The organism is Endomicrobiales bacterium, assembly GCA_023228045.1.
Taxonomy (GTDB): domain Bacteria; phylum Elusimicrobiota; class Endomicrobiia; order Endomicrobiales; family JALOBY01; genus JALOBY01.
Genome location: JALOBY010000024.1, coordinates 1 through 19,702, shown reverse-complemented (window position 1 = coordinate 19,702; position 19,702 = coordinate 1). Strand labels below are relative to the sequence as shown.

16 protein-coding genes are annotated in these 19,702 nt (G+C 38.6%); 15 read left to right on the top strand and 1 reads right to left on the bottom strand.

The annotated features are described in order from the left end of the window. The first annotated feature begins 151 nt into the window (after positions 1 to 151). The 7 genes from M0Q46_05795 to M0Q46_05765 all read left to right on the top strand — a co-directional run bounded on the left by M0Q46_05795 (position 152) and on the right by M0Q46_05765 (position 8,738). Positions 152 to 1,180, top strand: coding sequence for a M42 family metallopeptidase (locus M0Q46_05795; GenBank protein MCK9583101.1), 1,029 nt, complete (start codon positions 152 to 154; stop codon positions 1,178 to 1,180). Positions 1,181 to 1,338: 158 nt separating this feature from the next. Continuing rightward, a complete protein-coding gene (locus tag M0Q46_05790; protein MCK9583100.1) occupies positions 1,339 to 1,500 on the top strand; it encodes a hypothetical protein in 162 nt (53 codons plus the stop codon). A 167-nt stretch (positions 1,501 to 1,667) separates the two neighbouring features. After that, positions 1,668 to 3,266, top strand: a complete 1,599-nt coding sequence (locus M0Q46_05785; protein ID MCK9583099.1) for a hypothetical protein — start codon at positions 1,668 to 1,670, stop codon at positions 3,264 to 3,266. A 192-nt stretch (positions 3,267 to 3,458) separates the two neighbouring features. Continuing rightward, the gene (locus M0Q46_05780; protein MCK9583098.1) at positions 3,459 to 3,887 is read left to right on the top strand and encodes a hypothetical protein; all 429 of its coding nucleotides are present in this window, start codon (positions 3,459 to 3,461) and stop codon (positions 3,885 to 3,887) included. 252 nt (positions 3,888 to 4,139) lie between these two features. After that, positions 4,140 to 5,942, top strand: a complete 1,803-nt coding sequence (gene typA / locus M0Q46_05775; GenBank protein ID MCK9583097.1) for a translational GTPase TypA — start codon at positions 4,140 to 4,142, stop codon at positions 5,940 to 5,942. Positions 5,943 to 6,183: 241 nt separating this feature from the next. Beyond that, positions 6,184 to 7,287 (top strand): carboxynorspermidine decarboxylase, encoded by a 1,104-nt coding sequence (gene nspC / locus M0Q46_05770; GenBank protein MCK9583096.1) that lies wholly within the window; start codon positions 6,184 to 6,186, stop codon positions 7,285 to 7,287. A 197-nt stretch (positions 7,288 to 7,484) separates the two neighbouring features. Next, positions 7,485 to 8,738, top strand: a complete 1,254-nt coding sequence (locus tag M0Q46_05765) for a saccharopine dehydrogenase family protein (GenBank protein ID MCK9583095.1) — start codon at positions 7,485 to 7,487, stop codon at positions 8,736 to 8,738. Between the two features lie 88 nt (positions 8,739 to 8,826). On the opposite strand, the gene M0Q46_05760 is transcribed toward M0Q46_05765, so the two are convergent. Further along, a complete protein-coding gene (locus M0Q46_05760; protein MCK9583094.1) occupies positions 8,827 to 9,150 on the bottom strand; it encodes a hypothetical protein in 324 nt (107 codons plus the stop codon). Between the two features lie 605 nt (positions 9,151 to 9,755). Between M0Q46_05760 and ugpC the strand changes: the two genes are divergently transcribed. The 8 genes from ugpC (at position 9,756) to M0Q46_05720 (ending at position 19,666) form a co-directional block, all read left to right on the top strand. After that, positions 9,756 to 10,859 carry a sn-glycerol-3-phosphate ABC transporter ATP-binding protein UgpC gene (gene ugpC / locus M0Q46_05755; GenBank protein ID MCK9583093.1) on the top strand — a complete coding sequence of 368 codons (1,104 nt, stop codon included), beginning with the start codon at positions 9,756 to 9,758 and terminating at the stop codon, positions 10,857 to 10,859. 34 nt (positions 10,860 to 10,893) lie between these two features. Next, positions 10,894 to 11,823: a 4-hydroxythreonine-4-phosphate dehydrogenase PdxA gene (pdxA, locus tag M0Q46_05750; protein MCK9583092.1), complete on the top strand. Its 930-nt coding sequence runs from the start codon at positions 10,894 to 10,896 to the stop codon at positions 11,821 to 11,823. Positions 11,824 to 12,024: 201 nt separating this feature from the next. Next, positions 12,025 to 12,471: a transcriptional regulator NrdR gene (gene nrdR, locus M0Q46_05745; GenBank protein ID MCK9583091.1), complete on the top strand. Its 447-nt coding sequence runs from the start codon at positions 12,025 to 12,027 to the stop codon at positions 12,469 to 12,471. Between the two features lie 269 nt (positions 12,472 to 12,740). Further along, the gene (locus tag M0Q46_05740; protein MCK9583090.1) at positions 12,741 to 15,050 is read left to right on the top strand and encodes a vitamin B12-dependent ribonucleotide reductase; all 2,310 of its coding nucleotides are present in this window, start codon (positions 12,741 to 12,743) and stop codon (positions 15,048 to 15,050) included. A 372-nt stretch (positions 15,051 to 15,422) separates the two neighbouring features. Then, the gene (gene dcd / locus M0Q46_05735) at positions 15,423 to 15,977 is read left to right on the top strand and encodes a dCTP deaminase (protein MCK9583089.1); all 555 of its coding nucleotides are present in this window, start codon (positions 15,423 to 15,425) and stop codon (positions 15,975 to 15,977) included. Between the two features lie 20 nt (positions 15,978 to 15,997). Continuing rightward, positions 15,998 to 17,158, top strand: a complete 1,161-nt coding sequence (locus M0Q46_05730) for a GuaB3 family IMP dehydrogenase-related protein (GenBank protein MCK9583088.1) — start codon at positions 15,998 to 16,000, stop codon at positions 17,156 to 17,158. A gap of 245 nt (positions 17,159 to 17,403) precedes the next feature. Continuing rightward, the gene (gene guaA, locus M0Q46_05725) at positions 17,404 to 18,930 is read left to right on the top strand and encodes a glutamine-hydrolyzing GMP synthase (GenBank protein ID MCK9583087.1); all 1,527 of its coding nucleotides are present in this window, start codon (positions 17,404 to 17,406) and stop codon (positions 18,928 to 18,930) included. Between the two features lie 103 nt (positions 18,931 to 19,033). Further along, a complete protein-coding gene (locus tag M0Q46_05720) occupies positions 19,034 to 19,666 on the top strand; it encodes a DUF47 family protein (protein ID MCK9583086.1) in 633 nt (210 codons plus the stop codon). Positions 19,667 to 19,702 lie beyond the last annotated feature (36 nt).

The following is a 19,702-nucleotide window of genomic DNA, read 5'->3' as shown; positions in this document are numbered from 1 at the left end:
CTGGCAAATTTAATATAAATTATCCAATAATTTAAATTTTTTTGCCAATGGTAGGTAAATAAATTTGGTTGATAATGCCCTGCCTAAGATGTAAAATAAAACAAATTTGTACAGTGAGCTAATAAATAATAAATAAAAAGTGGAGATTAAAATGGACAATTTGTTAAAAAAGGTTTTGATGTCTTCTGGTGTTTCGGGCTATGAGTCGGAAATTGCTGAAATTATGAAAGGTGAGCTTTTAAAAACCTGCGATGATGTAACCATTGATGATTTCGGTAATGTTATAGCCAGAAAGGGTAAGGGTGGTAAAAAAATAATGCTTGCCACTCACATGGATGAAATTGGCCTTGTTGTAAAGCACATATCAAAAGAGGGTTTTTTAAATTTTATAAAAATCGGCGGTATAGATGACCGTGTGCTGGTTGGTCAGCGCGTTATAATAAAGTCAAAAAAGGCAGATGTTTTTGGCATTATTGGTTTAAAGCCGCCGCATTTGCAAAAAGATGAAGAGAAAAAAAAGGTTATAAAACACGATGAAATGTTTATTGATATCGGCGCAAAAACCAAAGAAGATGCGCTTGCAAGGGTGTCAATTGGTGATCAGGTTATCTTTGAGCCAAATGCCGGTGTTTTGCATAATGATTTAATGTATGGTAAAGCTGTAGATAACCGCATAGGTTGTTATGCCTTAATTAAAATAATGGAGAAGCTTAAAGTTAACGCGGAGGTTTATGCTGTTGCAACTGTTCAAGAAGAGGTAGGTTTAAAAGGCGCAAAAACCGCATCTTTTAAGATAGCTCCCGACTTTGCATTGGCAATTGATACAGCTATAGCTGGCGATACACCGTTAATTAAAGAAACTGAATCGTCATTAAAGCTTGGCGGCGGTGTTGCTATAACAACTATTGAGGCATCCGGCCGCGGTGTAATGGTTTGCCAAAAAGTAAGAGATTTGATAATTGGCGCGGCCGAAAAAAACAATATCAAACACCAAATAGATATTATTGATGGCGGTATGACAGATGGCGCAATGATACATATGAACCGCGAGGGAATTCTCACAGGAGTTTTAAGCATACCTACAAGGTATATTCACTCGCCAACTGCGGTTTTTAGTATGGATGATTTAAACTCTGCTATTGAGCTTGCCATAAAGGTTGTAGAAGCAACGGCAAAGTAAAATTGCAAAAAAATGCTGGGCAGTATTTAATATAGGTTGGACAAAAACTTGCAGAGTGCTTTACTATTGTTGTATCATCAATAAGCATTTATAAGCCATATATGATTTAAATATATAATTATTGTTAAAATCAAAAATAAAAAAAGGGGGAGTTAATTATGGCGTTTGTGTCTGAGTCGGAGTTTAAAGGTAATGCAATGATTGTGCTTAAAAGTTCGGAAGATGACAAGTTCCCGTTTCAGTTTGGTTTAAAGAAAGCAAAACTTATTTTGGAAACCATTGAAGACATAAAAAAGTTTGTAGAAAAAAACGATAAATAATTTGTAATAAAATTATAATAGGATAAACCTGCCACCAGCAATTTTTTGTTAGTGTCAGGTTTTGCCTATTTTTATAACAAGGAATTGTTTGTAAGTTAAACTGTGTCATCTAGATAATCGAAAGGAGTCAGCCCGAGGCTGACCCCGCCAATGGCGGGGGAGTTTACTTGAATTTAATTGTAAGCAACTTGCAAATTGCGGTTGAAAAAGACACTTTTGATGAGTATATTTTAGCTACTTCAAAAAAGTTAGGTGTTTGCTCAGGTAAAGTAAAAGTTATAAAAATACTCAACAAAACCCTTAACATTAAAAACTTAGAGCAATTTTACTACGATGTGTCGCTTGCAATTAACATATCTGATGATTTTGAAAACAAAGAAAGCTTTCCTGAATATAATACTACCGTAGCACCAAATACAAAGAAAATTCGGGTTAAAGACAGACCAATAATTATTGGTTTTGGTCCTGCTGGTATTTTTGCCGCTATTGAGCCGATTGATAGCGGCATTAAACCCATAATATTTGAACGCGGCAAGAAAATAGAAGAGCGCCACATTGATGTTAAAAATTTTATTGAACGAAGGGTGCTTAATACCGAGTCAAACATTCAATTTGGCGAAGGTGGAGCCGGTTCATACTCAGATGGTAAGCTGTTTTCAAGAGTGAATAATTCTGTATATGTAAATAAAGTATTGAATACATTTATAAGGTTTGGCGCACCTTCTGAAATTGAATACATTGCCAAACCTTATTTAGGAACCGATGTACTCTGCAAAATAGTTTGCAATATGCGCAACTACATTCTTAAAAATGGCGGGCAGATACATTACAGTTCAAAAATGACCAAACTTATTATCTCTGGTGATAAAGCTGTTGGTGTGCGAATTAATGATTGCAAAGAATATTTTTCGTCAATTATTTATCTTGCAGTTGGGCACAGTGCCCGCGATACATTTAAAATGATTTATGAAAATGGTATTGCTATTGAGCAAAAACCAATTTCTGTTGGCGTGAGAATAGAACACCCGTCAGAAACTATTAATCTTATGAGATACGGTAATAAATATAAAAACTTTAAAAATATTGGTGCGGCTAATTATTCTTTTACATATACCAATCGAAAAATTGGGCGCGGCGTATACACATTTTGTATGTGCCCAGGCGGCGAGGTTGTAAATGCTTCGTCTGAAAATGGTTTGATGGTTGTAAATGGTATGAGTTACTCTGCTCGCGCATCGGTATTTTCAAATTCGGCAATAGTTGTAACATGCCATAAGAGCGATTATAAGTCAGATAGTCCTATGTCGGGTATTGAGTTTCAAAGAGATATTGAGCAAAAAGCATTTATCGCATCAGGTGGTACATGGCAAGTGCCTGCGCAGAATTTAATGGACTATTTATCTGCTAAAATATCGGGCACCTTGAATAAAAACTCGTGTAAAACTGGAACGGTTGCTGTAAACCTGCACTCCATTTTTCCGCAGTTTGTTAATGACTCTCTTTTAAGTGCGTTTAAAAGTTGGAAAGAAGATTATCCGCTGTTTGTTTCAGATGATGCCATTTTGCTTGGCCCTGAAACGAGAACTACATGCCCTATAAAAATTACACGCAACAAAAACTTTGAGTCGGTAAATATTAAGAACTTATACCCAATAGGTGAAGGTTCGGGCTATAGCGGTGGCATAACAAGCTCTGCTGTTGATGCTATTAGAGCTGTTGAAGCGATGCTCTTGGGTACCTCCCCCTCAAGTCATCTAAAAAAGTAACCCTGTGTTGGTATTTTATTGGGTTTAAAAGAGCTATAATATAGCTCAAATGACAAGTTTAAAGCATAGTGTAATTGATTTTGCTTGGCAGAATAACAAACCACAAAAAATAGAGAGCGTGCAGAGCTGAATTTTGCCGCAAAGCGGCAAAAATAAAAAGTCCGCTATTGGCGAGACGAAAGGGGGTTGCAGATGAAAATGGTAACAAAAGCAGGTTTAGTTCTTGCGTTGTTGGTGTCGGTGTTTATGGTTGCAAGCGCGGCAACGCCGGTAAAGCTTTCTTTAGTGCCGGAGTTAAGCATTCCGTCAGACAAAGCGGTTTCAGGCCTTGATCTTAGCATTGCTTCAAATGTTGATACCGTTGAGGGTTTGCAACTCGCATGGATCTTTGGTGGTGTAGATAGCAAAATTGAGGGTGTGCAGTATTCATTTGTTTCAAAAGCAAATGTTGTTAAAGGTGTGCAGTTGGGTTTTTATAATGGTGCCAATGATGTTACAGGTTTGCAATGGGGTTTTATAAATGTTGCGGATAAATTAAAAGGTGTTCAAATTGGTTTGGTTAATGTAATACACAAGGGCGGATTTTTGCCGGTTTGTGTTATTGCAAACGCAAGCTTCTAAAATAATCAAAGTTTGCAGCTTACAAAAGCAACCGCTGGGCAACTTGCCTTGTGGTTGCTTTTTTATATTAGGTAAATTTTTCTTATTGCTTCATTTAGTGTACAATATAAATTCGGTTGACCCAGCGAGATTAGGTACTTGGGACAATTGATTATAATTAAAGCATAATTTTCATTAGCAAGTGTCTTTAACGCGCACACGGCATTACTAATGCGCGTTAATTTTTTTAATAACATGGAGAGGAACAAACAAATGGATATGTCTAAAATTAGAAACATTGCAATTATCGCCCATGTTGACCATGGCAAAACAACATTGGTTGACCAATTATTTCGGCAAAGCGGATTGTTTCGCGAAAATCAGGTGGTTTCAGAGCGAATGATGGACTCTATGGATCAAGAGCGCGAAAGAGGCATTACCATAATGGCAAAAAACGGCTCATTTAAATATGGCGATTACTGGATAAACATAATTGATACGCCGGGCCATGCCGATTTTGGCGGTCAGGTTGAGTGCGTTTTAAAAATGGCCGACGGTGTTTTGTTGCTTGTTGATGCCGCCGAGGGCCCAATGCCGCAAACATATTTTGTGCTAAAAAAAGCTTTGAATTTGCACTTGCCAATAATTGTTGTTGTAAACAAAATAGATAGGCCCAATGCTCGCAAGGAATGGGTTGTTGACCAGGTTTTTGACCTGATGGGGAAACTTGATGCCCCAGACCATATCTTAGATTTTCCTATTATTTATGCCTCTGCTCGTGACGGCTATGCCCTTGATAAGGAAGGCGATAAAAACAGTGGTATGAAACCGCTATTTGAAAAGATTATTAAGCGCATACCGCCTCCAAGCGGCAAGCCAGATGAAACATTTGCAATGCTTGTAAGCTTACTGCAGTTTAGTTCATTTCTAGGAAGGCTTGCTGTTGGTAAAATATCAAGCGGCAGTGTTAAAATAAATCAGGATATTTGTGTTACGCGCGACGGCAAAAGCTTAACAAAGGCACGAATAACAAAAATATATCAATTTGTTGGCAATGAGCTTGAGCAAATTGAAGAAGCGCACGCAGGGCAAGTTGTTGCACTTGCCGGTATTGAGCATGTAACAATGGGCGAAACAGTAACCGACCCCAATGCCCCGTGTGTAATTACAGGCCCAAGAATTGACCCGCCAACAATTACAATGAATTTTTTGCCGAATGATTCGCCATTTTCTGGCAGGTCGGGCAAATTTGTTACATCACGCCACATAAGGGAGCGCCTTCAAAGAGAAATGCTTTCTGATGTCGCGCTTGATGTGGAAGATTTAACCGATGAAGTTGGGTGTAAGGTTTCTGGCAGAGGAGAACTTCACCTTAGTGTACTTATTGAAAAAATGCGCAGAGAAGGTTACGAATTACAAGTAACAATGCCTCGGGTAATTATGAGTGAGATAAACGGTAAAATGTGCGAACCATTTGAAGAGTTGACCATTGATGTGGCTGAAGATGTTATGGGGTCTGTAATTGAAAACCTTGGGCCTCGCAAGGGTATGATGCTTGATATGCGCCAAGAGTACGGGATGGTGCGTTTAATATATAAAATACCAACTCGAGGCCTTTTGGGTTTTAGAGCGGAGTTTATGACACTTACAAAAGGTATGGGCACAATAAGTTCAATATTTCTCAAATACGATGAGTTCGCCGGCGAAATTACAAAACGCCAAAACGGTGTGCTTATTGCAATGGATGCTGGTACAACGGCAAGCTATGGCCTGTTTAATTTACAAAGCCGAGGTTATTTGTTTCTTGGACATGCTGAGCAAGTTTATGGTGGACAAATTATTGGCGCAAACAATAGAGAAGGTGATTTGGTTGTAAACCCCTGCAAAGGCAAAAAACTTACCAATATGCGTGCAGCCGGTTCCGATGATGCCTTAACGCTTACACCTCCTGTACAGATGAGTTTGGAAAAATGCCTTGCTTTTATTTCTGATGATGAGCTTGTTGAGGTTGTGCCTGATGCTATTAGGTTGCGCAAAAAAATATTAGATGAAAACGCGAGAAAAAAAGCCAGATAAATGCTTTGAGGGAAAAATTGCCAAAAAAAATACTTTTATGTAAAATTACGCCTCAAAAAACAAGAGGTTATATAAGTTGCATAACAACATAAAAAAAATGATTGTTCCAAAATTTCCTGCGCTTTGTTTGTGCAAAGTTTTTTGCACTCTGCCCTGCTCAACAAACCCTTTCGTCAATAAAATAAATTTTAAAATAAATTCACTTACACAGAAAAGCTGTTTTTGTAATTATTAAAATAAAATGAAAATTGAAACGCCATATTATTTGATTGACGAGCGTAAATTATTAAACAATCTTAAAAAAATTGCGCTTGTAAAAAAGCTCTCTGGTGCAAAAGTTGTGCTTGCGCTTAAGTGTTTTTCAACATGGTCTGTTTTTGGTTTGATGAAAAAATATATGGACGGTACAACAAGCAGTTCTTTGTATGAGGCACGGCTTGGCTATGAAAAATTTGGTAAAGAAACGCATGCCTACTGCGTTGGTTTTTCTAGTCAGGATATTTCTAATGTTAAAAAATTTGCCGATAAAATAATTTTTAATTCAATAAGCCAGTTAAAAATGTTTGCCAAAAAAAATAGTGGTAAAAATATTGGCCTGCGCTTGAATCCGGGCATAAGTTATTCGCATTTTGACCTTGCAGACCCCGCAAGAAAGCACTCGCGCTTGGGTGTTATTGATAAAAATGCCGTTTTAAAAGTTTTAGGGCAAATAAACGGTGTTATGTTTCACTTTAACTGTGAAAACGATAACTTTAAAAGCTTTTCTAAAATGCTTGATTACTTGGGCAAAAAATATGAATACGTGTTAAAAAAAGTTGAGTGGGTAAGTTTAGGCGGTGGAATTTACTTTACAAAAGACGGTTACCCTATAGAAAAATTTGCAAAAAAGTTAAAAGATTTTAGCACGCGTTTTGGTGTGCAGGTATATTTAGAGCCAGGCGAGAGCGCAATTACCCGCTCAAGCGAACTTGTAGCAAAGGTTGTAGATGTTGTTTATAACAAGATAAATGTGGCAATTCTTGATGCTTCAACCGAAGCGCATATGCTTGACCTTTTAATATACTCAACACCTGCAAAAATAGAAACAGGCAAGAGCGGACGATATAAATATATGGTTGCGGGCAGGTCGTGCCTTGCAGGCGATGTGTTTGGCACTTACAATTTTTCTAAAAAGTTAGAAGTTGGCGATGTTGTGCGCATTAGCGACGCAGCCGGTTATACAATGGTTAAAAAGAATTGGTTTAACGGTTTGCAAATGCCATCTATTGTAGTTAAGCGTTTAAGTGGGAAAACTGAGCTTGTAAGAAAGTTTGATTACAATGATTTTTTGAGTAATTTATCATAATAGAATAGCCGGTTACGAAATGCCCCCTCACCTCAATCCTCTCCCTCGAGGGGAGAGGAAGCCCGAAGGGTAGGTGAGGGTGATGTAAAAGTATCATCGGAAGTGATAGGATGGCAAATATATTTTGACCTCTAATTTTCTCGACAGAAAAAGAGTTTCGTGACAGGTAATAATAGAACAGAAAGGAGAGTGATTTTATGTTGAAGAATGTTTTAATTATTGGCTCAGGAGGTGTGGCGCATGTTGCGGCACATAAGTTTGCCCAAAACAATGACCTATTTGGCAAAATTATAATTGCTTCAAGAAATGTTTCAAACTGCCAGGAAATACTTGAAAGCGTTGAAAGAAAAAATAATTATAAAGATACTTCAAAAAAAATTACTGCCTTTACACTTGACGCAATGGATGTTGCCTCTACAGTTAAACTTATTAAGAAAAATAATATTGATATTGTTGTAAATTTGGCAAACGCTTTTGTAAATATGTCTGTTTTGGAAGCGTGTATTGAGTCGCAAACGACATACATAGATACCGCAATTCATGAAGAGCAAAATAAAGTTTGCGAAAACCCGCCATGGTATGCCAACTACGAGTGGCAACGCAAAGACCGCTGTAAAGAAAAAGGCATCACAGCAATTTTAGGCGCGGGTTTTGACCCTGGTGTTGTAAATGCTTATTGCTCGTACGCCGCAAAGCACCACTTTGACACAATAGATACAATAGATATTATGGATGTAAATGCCGGAAGCCATGGGAAGTTTTTTGCCACTAACTTTGACCCTGAAATAAACTTTCGTGAGTTTGTAAAAGTATGGACATGGATAGACCGTCAGTGGGTTTGCAAGCCCGTGCATACCGAAAAAATTGTTTATGACTTCCCTGTGGTTGGAAAACAGTCGGTTTATTTGACAGGTCATGATGAGTTACACTCGCTTTCAAAAAATATTGACGCAAACAGCATTCGTTTTTGGATGGGTTTTAGTGATCATTACCTAAACTGCTTTAATGTACTAAATAATATCGGTTTGCTTTCAATAAAGCCCGTGCGCTTATCTGATGGCACTGAAGTTGTGCCGCTTAAGGTTGTTAAGGCCTGCTTGCCGGACCCAAAATCGCTTGCGCCAAACTATACCGGCAAAACCTGCATAGGGTGCCTTATTAAGGGCAAAAAAGGCGAAACAGAAAAAGAAGTGCTAATTTACAATATTTGTGACCACAAAGATTGTTACAACGAGGTTGAATCGCAGGCAATAAGTTATACCGCAGGCGTGCCACCAGTGGCTGCGGCAATTTTAATAGCAAAAGGCGATTGGGATGTAAAAACAATGGTTAATGTTGAAGAGCTTAACCCTGACCCGTTTATAGAATTGTTAAACTCTATGGGTTTACCAACGGAAGTGTTAAAGAAGTCAAAACAGAAATTTAGAATAAAAAAACCCACAAAGCAGTAAGACATTATGAAAATGAAATGACCGCACATAAAATTTTATGTGCGGTCATTTTTTATTTGTAGTTTAATTTATTGATTAATATTGCAAGTTAGTTGCTTATGGGTTTGTCTTTTTGTGTTTCAATACATTTTTCAATAGATAATCCGCCACCTTTGTCTACCACAAGTATCCACTTTTGAAAAACCGAGCTTTCTGTAAATTTACCATTGTTGGGTTTTATCTTGTAGAGGACATCCATAGTTACATTGTATGCAGTGCGGTCTTTTATTTTTGTAACTTCTATATTTGAAACAAGAGTGTTACTGCTTTGTGTTTCGTCTTTAAAGTTTTTGTACCACTGCATAAATTCGTTGTGGTCTGTTATTGTTTTGTTGCCATATGTTATATAAAGGTTTTTGTCGCATAGCTGCATTGTGAATATTTTTTCATCGATAGGTAATCAATCCAAGAAAACCACGAATAAACAAAACTTTTCACTTCATTTTCATTTGGCAAAAAAGAGTATTGGTTTTGCGGTTGGTATTTTATTGGGCGCGCCAAAATTGTCGCAGGAATAGAAAATAACAATAGTAGGAAAAACAAGGTTGGCAATATTTTGTTATTTGGCAAGTAGGTACTCTAAATCGCATCCGGCAACATAGTTCATTAACATGTGGTAAAATCCGTTGTTGCTGTGCCAAAAGTTTTGAACGCGCACAATATTGTCGCAAACAAGATGTTTTGCTATAAATATTTCTTTATAGAACATCTCAATAAATTTCAGTTAGTATTTAGGGAGGAGTTCTTTTATGGCAACAAAGTGTTTTAAGCTAAAATCATAGGTTTTCCAAATTAGTCAAGTTGTTTTTATAATGCCTTGATAAGTAGGCAAAAAGCTTGTAAAAACAAATGATTGTTGGCAAAAGATGTGTGCTTTCTGGGTTATAAAAATTTCAAGCCCTCACCGCTTAATTTGACATATTTTCTACAATAAAATATAATCCAAAAATATTTGACACATACTTTGCGGAGGGGAAAATGGCCCGCGTTACGCTAAAAAATGTATTTAAAAAATTTGGAGATGTTGAGGTGGTTAAAGATCTGTCACTTGAAATTGCCGATGAGGAATTTTGTATTGTGGTTGGTCCAAGTGGTTGCGGTAAAACTACAACGCTGCGTATGATTGCAGGGCTTGAAGAACTTACGCAAGGTGAAATATATATAGGTGATAAGAAAATAAATGATTTGCCCCCAAAAGACCGCGACATAGCGATGGTTTTTCAAAATTATGCGCTTTACCCTCATATGACAGTTTATGAAAACATGGCTTTTGGCTTAAAGTTGCGTAAACACCCTAAAAAAGACATTGAAGCGCGTGTGCGTGATGCGGCAGAAATTCTGGGCATAGAAAGGTTGCTTGAACGGCGCCCAAAACAACTTAGCGGCGGTCAGCGCCAGAGAGTTGCCGTTGGCAGGGCAATTGTTCGTAAACCAAAAGTTTTCTTGTTTGACGAGCCTCTTTCAAATCTAGATGCAAAATTGCGTGTCCAGATGCGCGCGGAACTGAAAAAATTGCACGAACGCTTAAAAAGTACAATGATATATGTAACGCACGATCAAATTGAAGCTATGACTATGGGTGATAAAATTTGTGTTATGAAAGATGGTGTTTTACAGCAGGTTGATAACCCTCTTTCTCTTTACGAACAACCAAAAAATAAATTTGTTGCTGGTTTTATAGGTAGTCCGCCAATGAACTTTGCTGAGGTGTTGGTAGAAAAACGCGGGGATGACCTTTATGTTAACGAAGGTTCATTCGCGCTTAAAATACCAAAGAGTTTTGGATCAAGAGTAGCGCCGTATATTGGCAAAAATCTTTCTTTTGGTGTTCGTCCGGAAGACCTTTATGATGAAAGCACATATACTATTGGGTCAAAAGACGGTAATGTGTTTTCAAGCAAGGTAGATGTTGTAGAGCCGCTTGGCAGTGAGATATTTTTACATATAAGTACAGATAAGAATACATTTGTCGCCAAGGTTGATGCTCATAACAAAGTAAAAACCAATGATAAAATGAATATCGCTATTAATATGAACTCAATGCATTTATTTGAGCCAGACAGTGGGTTAACTGTAATATAAGTATTTAATTTCTTAGCGTAGGCAAAACCTTCCAATGCTTCCTAAAATTGCGATAACTTTGGGTGATCCATCGGGCATAGGCCCGGAAATTGTTGCAAAAGCGCTTTTAAATCCCAAAATTTACAAACTTTGCACCCCTGTTTTAATTGGTGATGTTCGCCTTTTACCAAAAAAGCTTCTCTTAAACAAAAAAAATATAATCGTAAACATTCCGTCTAAACTTTCCGCTATAGGCATTGGCAAGCCAAGTGGTGCATCTGGGTTTGCATCGCACTTATATATATGTAAGGCCGTTGAGTTGGCACTAAAAAGAGATGTTTCTGCAATAGTAACAGCTCCGGTTTCAAAAGAGGCATTTAAGCTTGCTGGTGTTAAGTATAATGGCCATACAGAGTTGCTTGCCAGTTTAAGTGGTGCCAAAAATGTAGTAATGCTAATGCAACGTGGTAAAATAAATGTGCTACTGCTTACCCGTCATTTGCCTATTTGCGCAGTTTCAAGGAATATAAAAAAAGATGCAATAGTTAAAGACACTATTTTATCGCACGGTTATTTGCAAGAAAAAATGGGAATCAAATATCCAAGAGTGGCTGTGCTTGCGCTTAACCCTCATGCCGGCGATGGCGGGGTAATAGGAAAAGAAGAAAAAACAATTATTTCACCGGCAGTGAGTGAGCTTAAGCGTAGAAAAATAAATGTTGTTGGGCCATTACCGTGCGATTCGGCCTGGCAAAAAGCTGTTGTTGGAAAGTATGACTTGTTGGTTGCAATGTACCACGACCAAGCGATGATTGGGCTTAAAATGCTAAATGATTCAGAAATTGTAAATATAACCGTTGGCCTTAATTTTGTGCGAACTTCTCCAGGGCATGGTACGGCTTATGATATTGCTGGTATGAATATAGCAAACCCAAAATCAATGATAGAAGCTATAAAAACCGCGGTATATCTTTGTTCCAAATAAAAATTTTCGTCTTAAAAACCTAATTTTTAAACCTGCCAAAACTTACAAAATAATTGTTTTTGAAAAATGTTGACAAAACTACCTATATGTTGTAGCATTTGCAAACCACAATATGTTGTGGTGTCTGCTCCTTGTCTTTTGTTCAACCCAGAGAAACCAAAATATATGCGCTGTCCATTTTGCAGTAGTTTTAATGACCGTGTGCTTGATACACGCCCTCTTGATCAATCTTCAGTGGTGCGTCGTCGCCGCGCTTGTGGTGATTGTAAGAAGCGTTTTACAACCTATGAACGCTTGGAAGAAGTTTCATTAATGGTAATAAAGTCAGACCAGCGCAGAGAGCAGTTTAATCGGACTAAGTTGCGCGAGGGTGTGATGCGTGCCTGTGAAAAACGGCCAATATCGTCGGATGCCATTGAAAAAATAGTAACTGAAGTGGAAAATGAAGCACAGGACTTTGTTATGGAAGTTCCGAGTCGCATTTTGGGTGAAAAAGTTATGCAAAAACTTTTTTCGCTAGACCCTGTCGCATACATTCGTTTTGCATCTGTTTATAAAAACTTCGGTGATATTGATACTTTTATGGCTGAGTTAAAAAAACTCCGTAAAGAGTTCTCAAAAAACAAAAAGAAAGACAAGAGAAAATAGCTGATTAAAAATCTATTACATTCTGATTAAAAACAAAATGGTAGTTTTTTAGTTGCTTAAATAATAGAACTTTAAACCCGCATTTTGCAATAGGTTTAAGAATCGAGACGAAAGAGACGGAGGCGGTTTTGACGCAAAAATTGCAGATAATGGTAATTCCATTGGCAAAGATTTTGCGGATAAAAATGTCCCGTATCTTTTGACGAATTCCAAATCCTATTTCAAAATCCGGGTTAAGAGTTTCTAAGAAAAGGCAGGAGGCAGAAGAGATGGTTTTGTTAAAGAAAGAAATGGCTCAAACGGCAATGCCGGTACTTACACCAAACGCGCTTACAGTTTTACAAAAGCGCTACCTTAAAAAAGATTTAACCGGTAATGTTTCAGAAAAGCCCGAGGATCTCTTTTGGCGTGTTGCGCAAAACATCTCTCAGGCAGATAAAAATTACGACACAAAAGCCGATACAGAAGAAACAGCAAAAGAGTTTTATGCAATTATGTCGGCTATGGACTTCTTGCCAAACTCCCCAACTCTTATGAATGCCGGCCGCGCGCTTCAACAGCTTTCTGCCTGCTTTGTTTTACCAATTGAAGATTCTATGGAGTCAATATTTGAAACATTAAAAAACACAGCGCTTATTCATAAGTCGGGAGGTGGCACGGGTTTTTCGTTTTCGCGCCTGCGTCCATCAAGTGATATTGTGAAAAGCACTCGCGGTGTTTCTTCCGGGCCGGTTTCATTTATGTATGTTTTTAACGCTGCAACCGAGGCTATAAAGCAAGGCGGTACGCGTCGTGGTGCGAATATGGGTATTTTGCGTGTTGATCACCCAGATATTATGAGTTTTATAGTATGTAAAAATCAAGATAAAACTCTAAATAACTTCAATATCTCTGTTGCCATAACAGAAGAATTTATGCAAGCGCTTAATGCAGGAATTGACTACAGCCTTTACAACCCGCGTTCAGGTGAAAAGACCGGTACACTTTCTGCAAAAGATGTTTTTGCGAAAATTGTTGAACAGGCATGGAAAAACGGCGAACCTGGCATAGTTTTTATAGATAAAATGAACGATGCCAACCCAACACCTGCCATTGGCACAATAGAATCAACAAATCCATGCGGTGAACAGCCATTATTGCCATATGAATCGTGTAATTTGGGTTCAATAAATCTTGCGCATTTTGTAAAAAATAATGAGGTTGACTGGGAACGGCTTGGCAAAACAGTAATAAGTGCCGTGCACTTTTTGGACAATGTTATAGATATGAACAACTTCCCATTACAGCGCATAGATGAAATGACCCGCTCAAATAGAAAGATTGGCCTTGGAGTAATGGGCTGGGCCGATATGTTAATACAACTTGGAATACCATATAACTCAAAAGTAGCTTTTGCTTTGGGTGAAAAGCTTATGGGTTTTGTACAAAAAAAAGCCGAGGACGCTTCAGAAAAATTGGCTCAAAAACGCGGTAACTTTCCAAATTACGAAAAAAGTATTTTTGCAGGAAAAGTAGCGCGCCGTAACGCTACACTTACCACCCTTGCGCCAACAGGAACAATAGGCATAATCGCCAATGCATCCGGCGGTGTTGAGCCAATATTCGCAATTGTTTATAAGCGCGCCAATGTGCTTGACAACAACGAGTTATTTGAAGTAAACCCATACTTTGAAAAGGTTGCCAAAGAAATGGGTTTTTACTCAATAGAATTAATAAACAAAATTTCAGAAAAAGGCAGCATTAAAGATTTTAACGAAATTCCAGAAAGTGTGCGTAAGGTTTTTACAACCTCGCATGACATATCACCTGAAGATCATGTAAAAATGCAGGCAGCGTTTCAAAAACACACCGACAACGCGGTATCAAAAACCGTTAATTTTTCACATTCAGCAACAAAGGAAGATGTGGCAGAAGTTTATATGCTTGCATATAAACTTGGCTGCAAGGGTGTAACTGTTTATCGTGACGGTAGCCGTGATGCGCAGGTTCTAAACCTTGCAAAGAGTGAAAATCACGATAAATCAAATGAATTCCTTGAGCGCCGCCCTCGTGAGCGGCCAAAAGTAACCCATGGTTTTACATTAAGAATGCAAACTGGCTGTGGTAAAATGTATGTAACTATAAATGAAGATGCCAGCGGCCCTTGCGAGATATTTACCGCGCTTGGAAAGTCGGGTGGTTGTTTAAACTCTCAAACAGAAGCGTTAAGCCGTCTTGTTTCTTTGAATTTGCGCCTTGGCGTAAATATGGACGAGGTCATTTCTCAGCTAAAAAGTATTCGTTGTCCAGCCCCCGTAATGACTGAGGGTGGAGCGGTGCTCTCTTGTGCTGATGCTGTTGCAAAAGCACTTGAAACCTACAAAAAAGAAAAGCTTACTCCAAACTTATTTAGCGGAGATGTTGCAGCACAACCAACTGATTCAGTTGTGCAGGCTTCACACTCGGAAAGCAACAATAAAACAGGAACAAGAAAGAACAGTATTGGCTCATGCCCTGAGTGCCCTGAATGTGGTGAGATGCTTGAGTTTGGAGAGGGTTGTGTTGTTTGCCATGCCTGTGGTTACTCAAAGTGCTGGTAGTTTTAAAAAGTTAAAAGCGGTTTTTAATAACTAAATACAGACAATAAATTAGTTGATGTTAAAGAAAGTTTTTGATAATCTAATACTTTAAATTATTTAACTTGATAATTCCGCTCTGGTTGCGGGGTGGTTACCAAATAGTTCCTTCTCCCCTTGGTGGGTAAGTCTCTGGACCCCGTGAAGTCTGGGGAAGAAGGTTAGGATGAGGGGGCTGAATAAAAGCTGTATTCGCAAACTCACCCTCACCTCAGTCCTCTCCCATCAAGGGAGAGGAAGAAAGAATTAGAACCGCTGATACCGCCTCCCGCCAAGGCGGGACTGGACGGAGATTCATTTAACTCGATGCATTTTGTAATAAAAGGATAGCTTTTAATGGTAATGCCTGATAGCTGGATAATAAAAATGGCTTTAGAAAATAAAATGATAGAGCCATTTTCCCAAGAACAGGTAAAAAGGGGAATATCTTTTGGAGTATCTTCTTATGGCTACGATATGCGTGTTGGCACAAATTTTAAAGTATATCAGCCTATATCAAAAGATGCTGTAATTGACCCAAAAGATAGTTCAAGCGCCAACTTTAAAGAAATTAAAACCGATAACTTCATTTTGCTTGAGCCGAACTCCTATGCGCTAGCCCAGAGTGTTGAGTACTTTCGCATTCCTCGTGATATTTTAACAATATGTTTTGGCAAGTCAACCTATGCGCGTTGCGGTGTTTTTGTAAATGTGACGCCTTTTGAGCCTGAGTGGGAGGGTTTTGTAACTATTAGTATTGTAAATACATCGCCATCACCGGTTAAGGTTTATGCAAACGAGGGTATTGCGCAGGTTTTATTTTTGCATGCAAGTGAAATATGTTCGGTTTCTTACGCAGATAAAAAGGGTAAATACCAGGCACAAAAAAATATTACACATTCTAAAATATAATAAAAATTACGGAGGGGAAAATGGGTTTTTTTATTGGCAGAGACAGAGAAGCGCGCAGAGCGTATGGTTTTGATGAAGTTGCAATTGTTCCCGGCAATGTAACCATGAATCCCGAAGAGGTAAATATTGTCACAAACATAGGCAGTGTAAAATTAGAAATACCTTTTATAGCAAGTGCAATGGATGGAGTTGTTGATGTAAAGTTTGCAATAGCTATGGGTAAGGCCGGCGGTTTGGCAGTATTGAATTTGAATGGTGTGCAAACCCGTTACGAAAACCCAGCCGAAATTTTAGAGCGAATTGCATTGGCTTCGCCAGAAGAGGCAACAGAACTTGTGCAGAGTGTGTACAAAGAACCAATAAAAGAACATCTTATTGCTCAAAGAGTAAAAGAAATAAAGGCCGGCGGTGTACCAGCGGCTGTTTCTTGTATTCCGGCGAATGCCGAAAAGTTTAGTAAGTTGGCAGCTCAAGCTGGTGTTGACTTGTTTGTAATTCAATCAACAGTATCAACTGCAAAACATATTTCAACACAGTATAAGTCGGTTGATTTTGTAAAGATTTGTAAAGATATGAAAATACCGGTTATTGTGGGAAATGTTGTTACGTATCAGGCAGCACTTGAGCTTATGGAAACAGGCGCCTCGGCTTTGTTAATAGGTGTTGGGCCCGGTGCCGCGTGCACATCTAGAGGGGTGCTTGGCATTGGTGTCCCGCAGGTAACTGCTACAATTGACTGTGCCGCCGCAAGAGATCATTTCTTTAAAAAAACAGGCAAATATGTTGCCATAATTACCGACGGTGGTATGACATCAGGTGGAGATATTTGCAAAGCGTTTGTTTCCGGCGCCGATGCGGTAATGGTTGGTTCAGCTTTTGCAAGAACGCAGGAAGCACCAGGCCGTGGTTTTCATTGGGGTATGGCAACATCGCACCACAACTTGCCGCGTGGCACAAGAATACGCGTTGGGGTAACAGGGTCTTTAGAAGATATACTTTACGGTCCCGCCCGTTTAGATGACGGGACTCAAAACCTTGTTGGCGCTTTAAAGACTTGTATGGGTACGGTTGGCGCGCAGAATTTAAAAGAGTTCCAAATGGCAGAGCTGATAATTGCACCTGATATAAAACACGAAGGTAAACTTTTTCAGAAAGCTCAAAAAATAGGTATGTGCAAATGAGGTTGGCTTGCCAACCTCATTTGCACTGCGTAAGCAGCTTTTTGGCTGCACCTTTGTCAGCTTTGCCTCACGTAGCGATGCTACGCATCGGGGCTCAGCTTTCGCGGTTCGCTCAAAAATATGCTTACTCGTTACGCAACTGAGGTCGCCAAGACAACCTCGGAATATGATAAAAGTCAATGATTGTTTAGTATAAGAATAATTAAAATTGCCATATTTAGTTGAGAGAATAAGGGGCAAATGCAATGATTCTCATTCTTGATTTTGGTTCGCAGTATACACAGTTAATTGCGCGGCGTATTAGGGAAATGAAGGTTTACTGCGAAATTCAACCTGGCAATCGCCCTATTGACACATTTGGTTCCTTGCAAGGTATAACTGGTATTATTCTCTCCGGCGGCCCGTCAAGTGTCTATGAAAAAAATGCCCCATGGCCAGACCAAAAGGTTTGGGAGCTTGGTGTGCCAATTTTAGGGGTTTGTTACGGTATGCAGTTAATTGCTGAGCACTTTGGCGGCAAGGTAAAAAAGTCAACACATCGTGAGTATGGCCTTGCAAAACTTGAACTATCTAAAGCAGAAAAACTTTTCGCAGGTATAAAAGATACCACTGTTTGGATGAGCCACGGCGATAGCTTATCAAAGATGCCGCCTGGCTTTGAAAAAATTGCTCACACATCTAATTCACCATATGCCGCTATTGCTGATATTAAAAAGTGTATTTACGGCGTACAGTTTCACCCCGAAGTAAATCATACCCCACAGGGCAAAGATCTAATTAAAAATTTTGTATTTAATGTTTGCGGCACAAAAGCCAATTGGAATATGCAATCCTTCATTTCAGAAGAGATTAAAAGAATTAAAAATCAAGTTGGTTCTGGAAAGGTTCTTTGCGCGCTTAGCGGTGGAGTTGATTCTTCCGTCGCGTCAGTTCTTATTCATAAAGCTATAGGCAAACAACTAACTTGTGTTTTTGTTGATAATGGTGTTTTGCGCTCAGGTGAGAAGGAACGGGTGAGAAAAATTTTTGGTAAAATGTTTGGTAAAAATATGCACATAGTTGATGCAAGCGAAAGATTTCTTACAAAACTTAGCGGTGTAATTGATCCTGAAAAGAAACGGAAAATTATAGGTCATGAGTTTATTGCGGTATTTGACGATGAAGCAAAAAAAATAAAAAATATTGATTTCCTTGTGCAGGGCACGCTTTACCCAGATGTTATTGAAAGTGTTTCTGTAAAAGGACCTTCTGCCGTTATTAAATCACACCACAATGTTGGCGGGTTACCAGAAAATATGAAGTTAAAACTGGTAGAGCCGCTTAAGTTTTTATTTAAAGATGAAGTGCGACAACTTGGCAGAGAGTTGAAAATTCCAGAAGAGATAATTAATCGTCAGCCATTTCCAGGGCCAGGGCTTGCCATAAGGGTGCTTGGGGATGTTACAAAAGAGCGGTTAGATATTCTTAGAAAAGCAGATGTTATTGTAGAAGAAGAAATTAGAGCAGCAGGTATGTATGAAAAGGTCTGGCAGTCATTTGCCGTAATACTGCCGGTTAAAACGGTTGGCGTAATGGGTGATAGCCGCACTTATGAAAATGTAATTGCCCTTCGCATTGTGGAGTCAACCGATGCCATGACCGCCGACTGGGCAAAATTACCCTACGATGTTCTTGGTAAAATGTCTAGCCGAATAATAAATGAAGTGCGTGGGGTTAACCGTGTTGTGTATGATATATCGCAAAAACCACCCTCAACCATTGAGTGGGAGTAAACTGAATCGTTGATGGGTGTGGGTCAATTTTTAAGTAGCCAGTAATCCAAAAAATAAATGGTTTTGTTAATAATTAAATAAAATAAAACGGGATGGGGGTGTTATGTTTAAGAAATTTTTTTGTCGGGAAACTGAATTCCATAAATTTATGTTTCGCTATGCCGATGCCATAGACCGCGCAGCTTTAGAGTTTTCAACTTTTATAAATTCGTTTGATAAAGCTGGTGTAGAAGATTGGGTTAAAAGAATGAAAGATATTGAGCATTTTGCTGACCAAATAACCCATGAAACAATGAATTGGTTGGAAAATACTTTTATTGTAAATTATGACCGTGAAGATATTCATGCTTTGATTTCCGATGTAGATGACATAATTGATTTTATGGATGCAGCCGCCCGGCGTATATCACTTTACAATGTTATTGAAATGCCGCAGAACATAATTGAATTTACAAAAAATCTAACTTTGGCATGCAAAGAAACCGCGAATGCCGCCCGCTCACTTTCTGGTGAAAAGCTAAATAGAAAAATGCTTGATGTTTGCCGCAACATAAAAAATTACGAAGAAGAAGGAGATAGAATTTATCACGATATTCTTGCTTCACTATTTAAGGGTGGCAAAGACCCCTTAGATGTAATTAAGTTTAAGGAAATTATTGAAGAAATGGAGCGCGCTTTAGATAAATGCAACCAAACCGCAATGAACATAGAGTCAATGATTTTTAAATATAGTTAAACTCGGATAAGGAAAAAATATGCATTGTTTTTTATA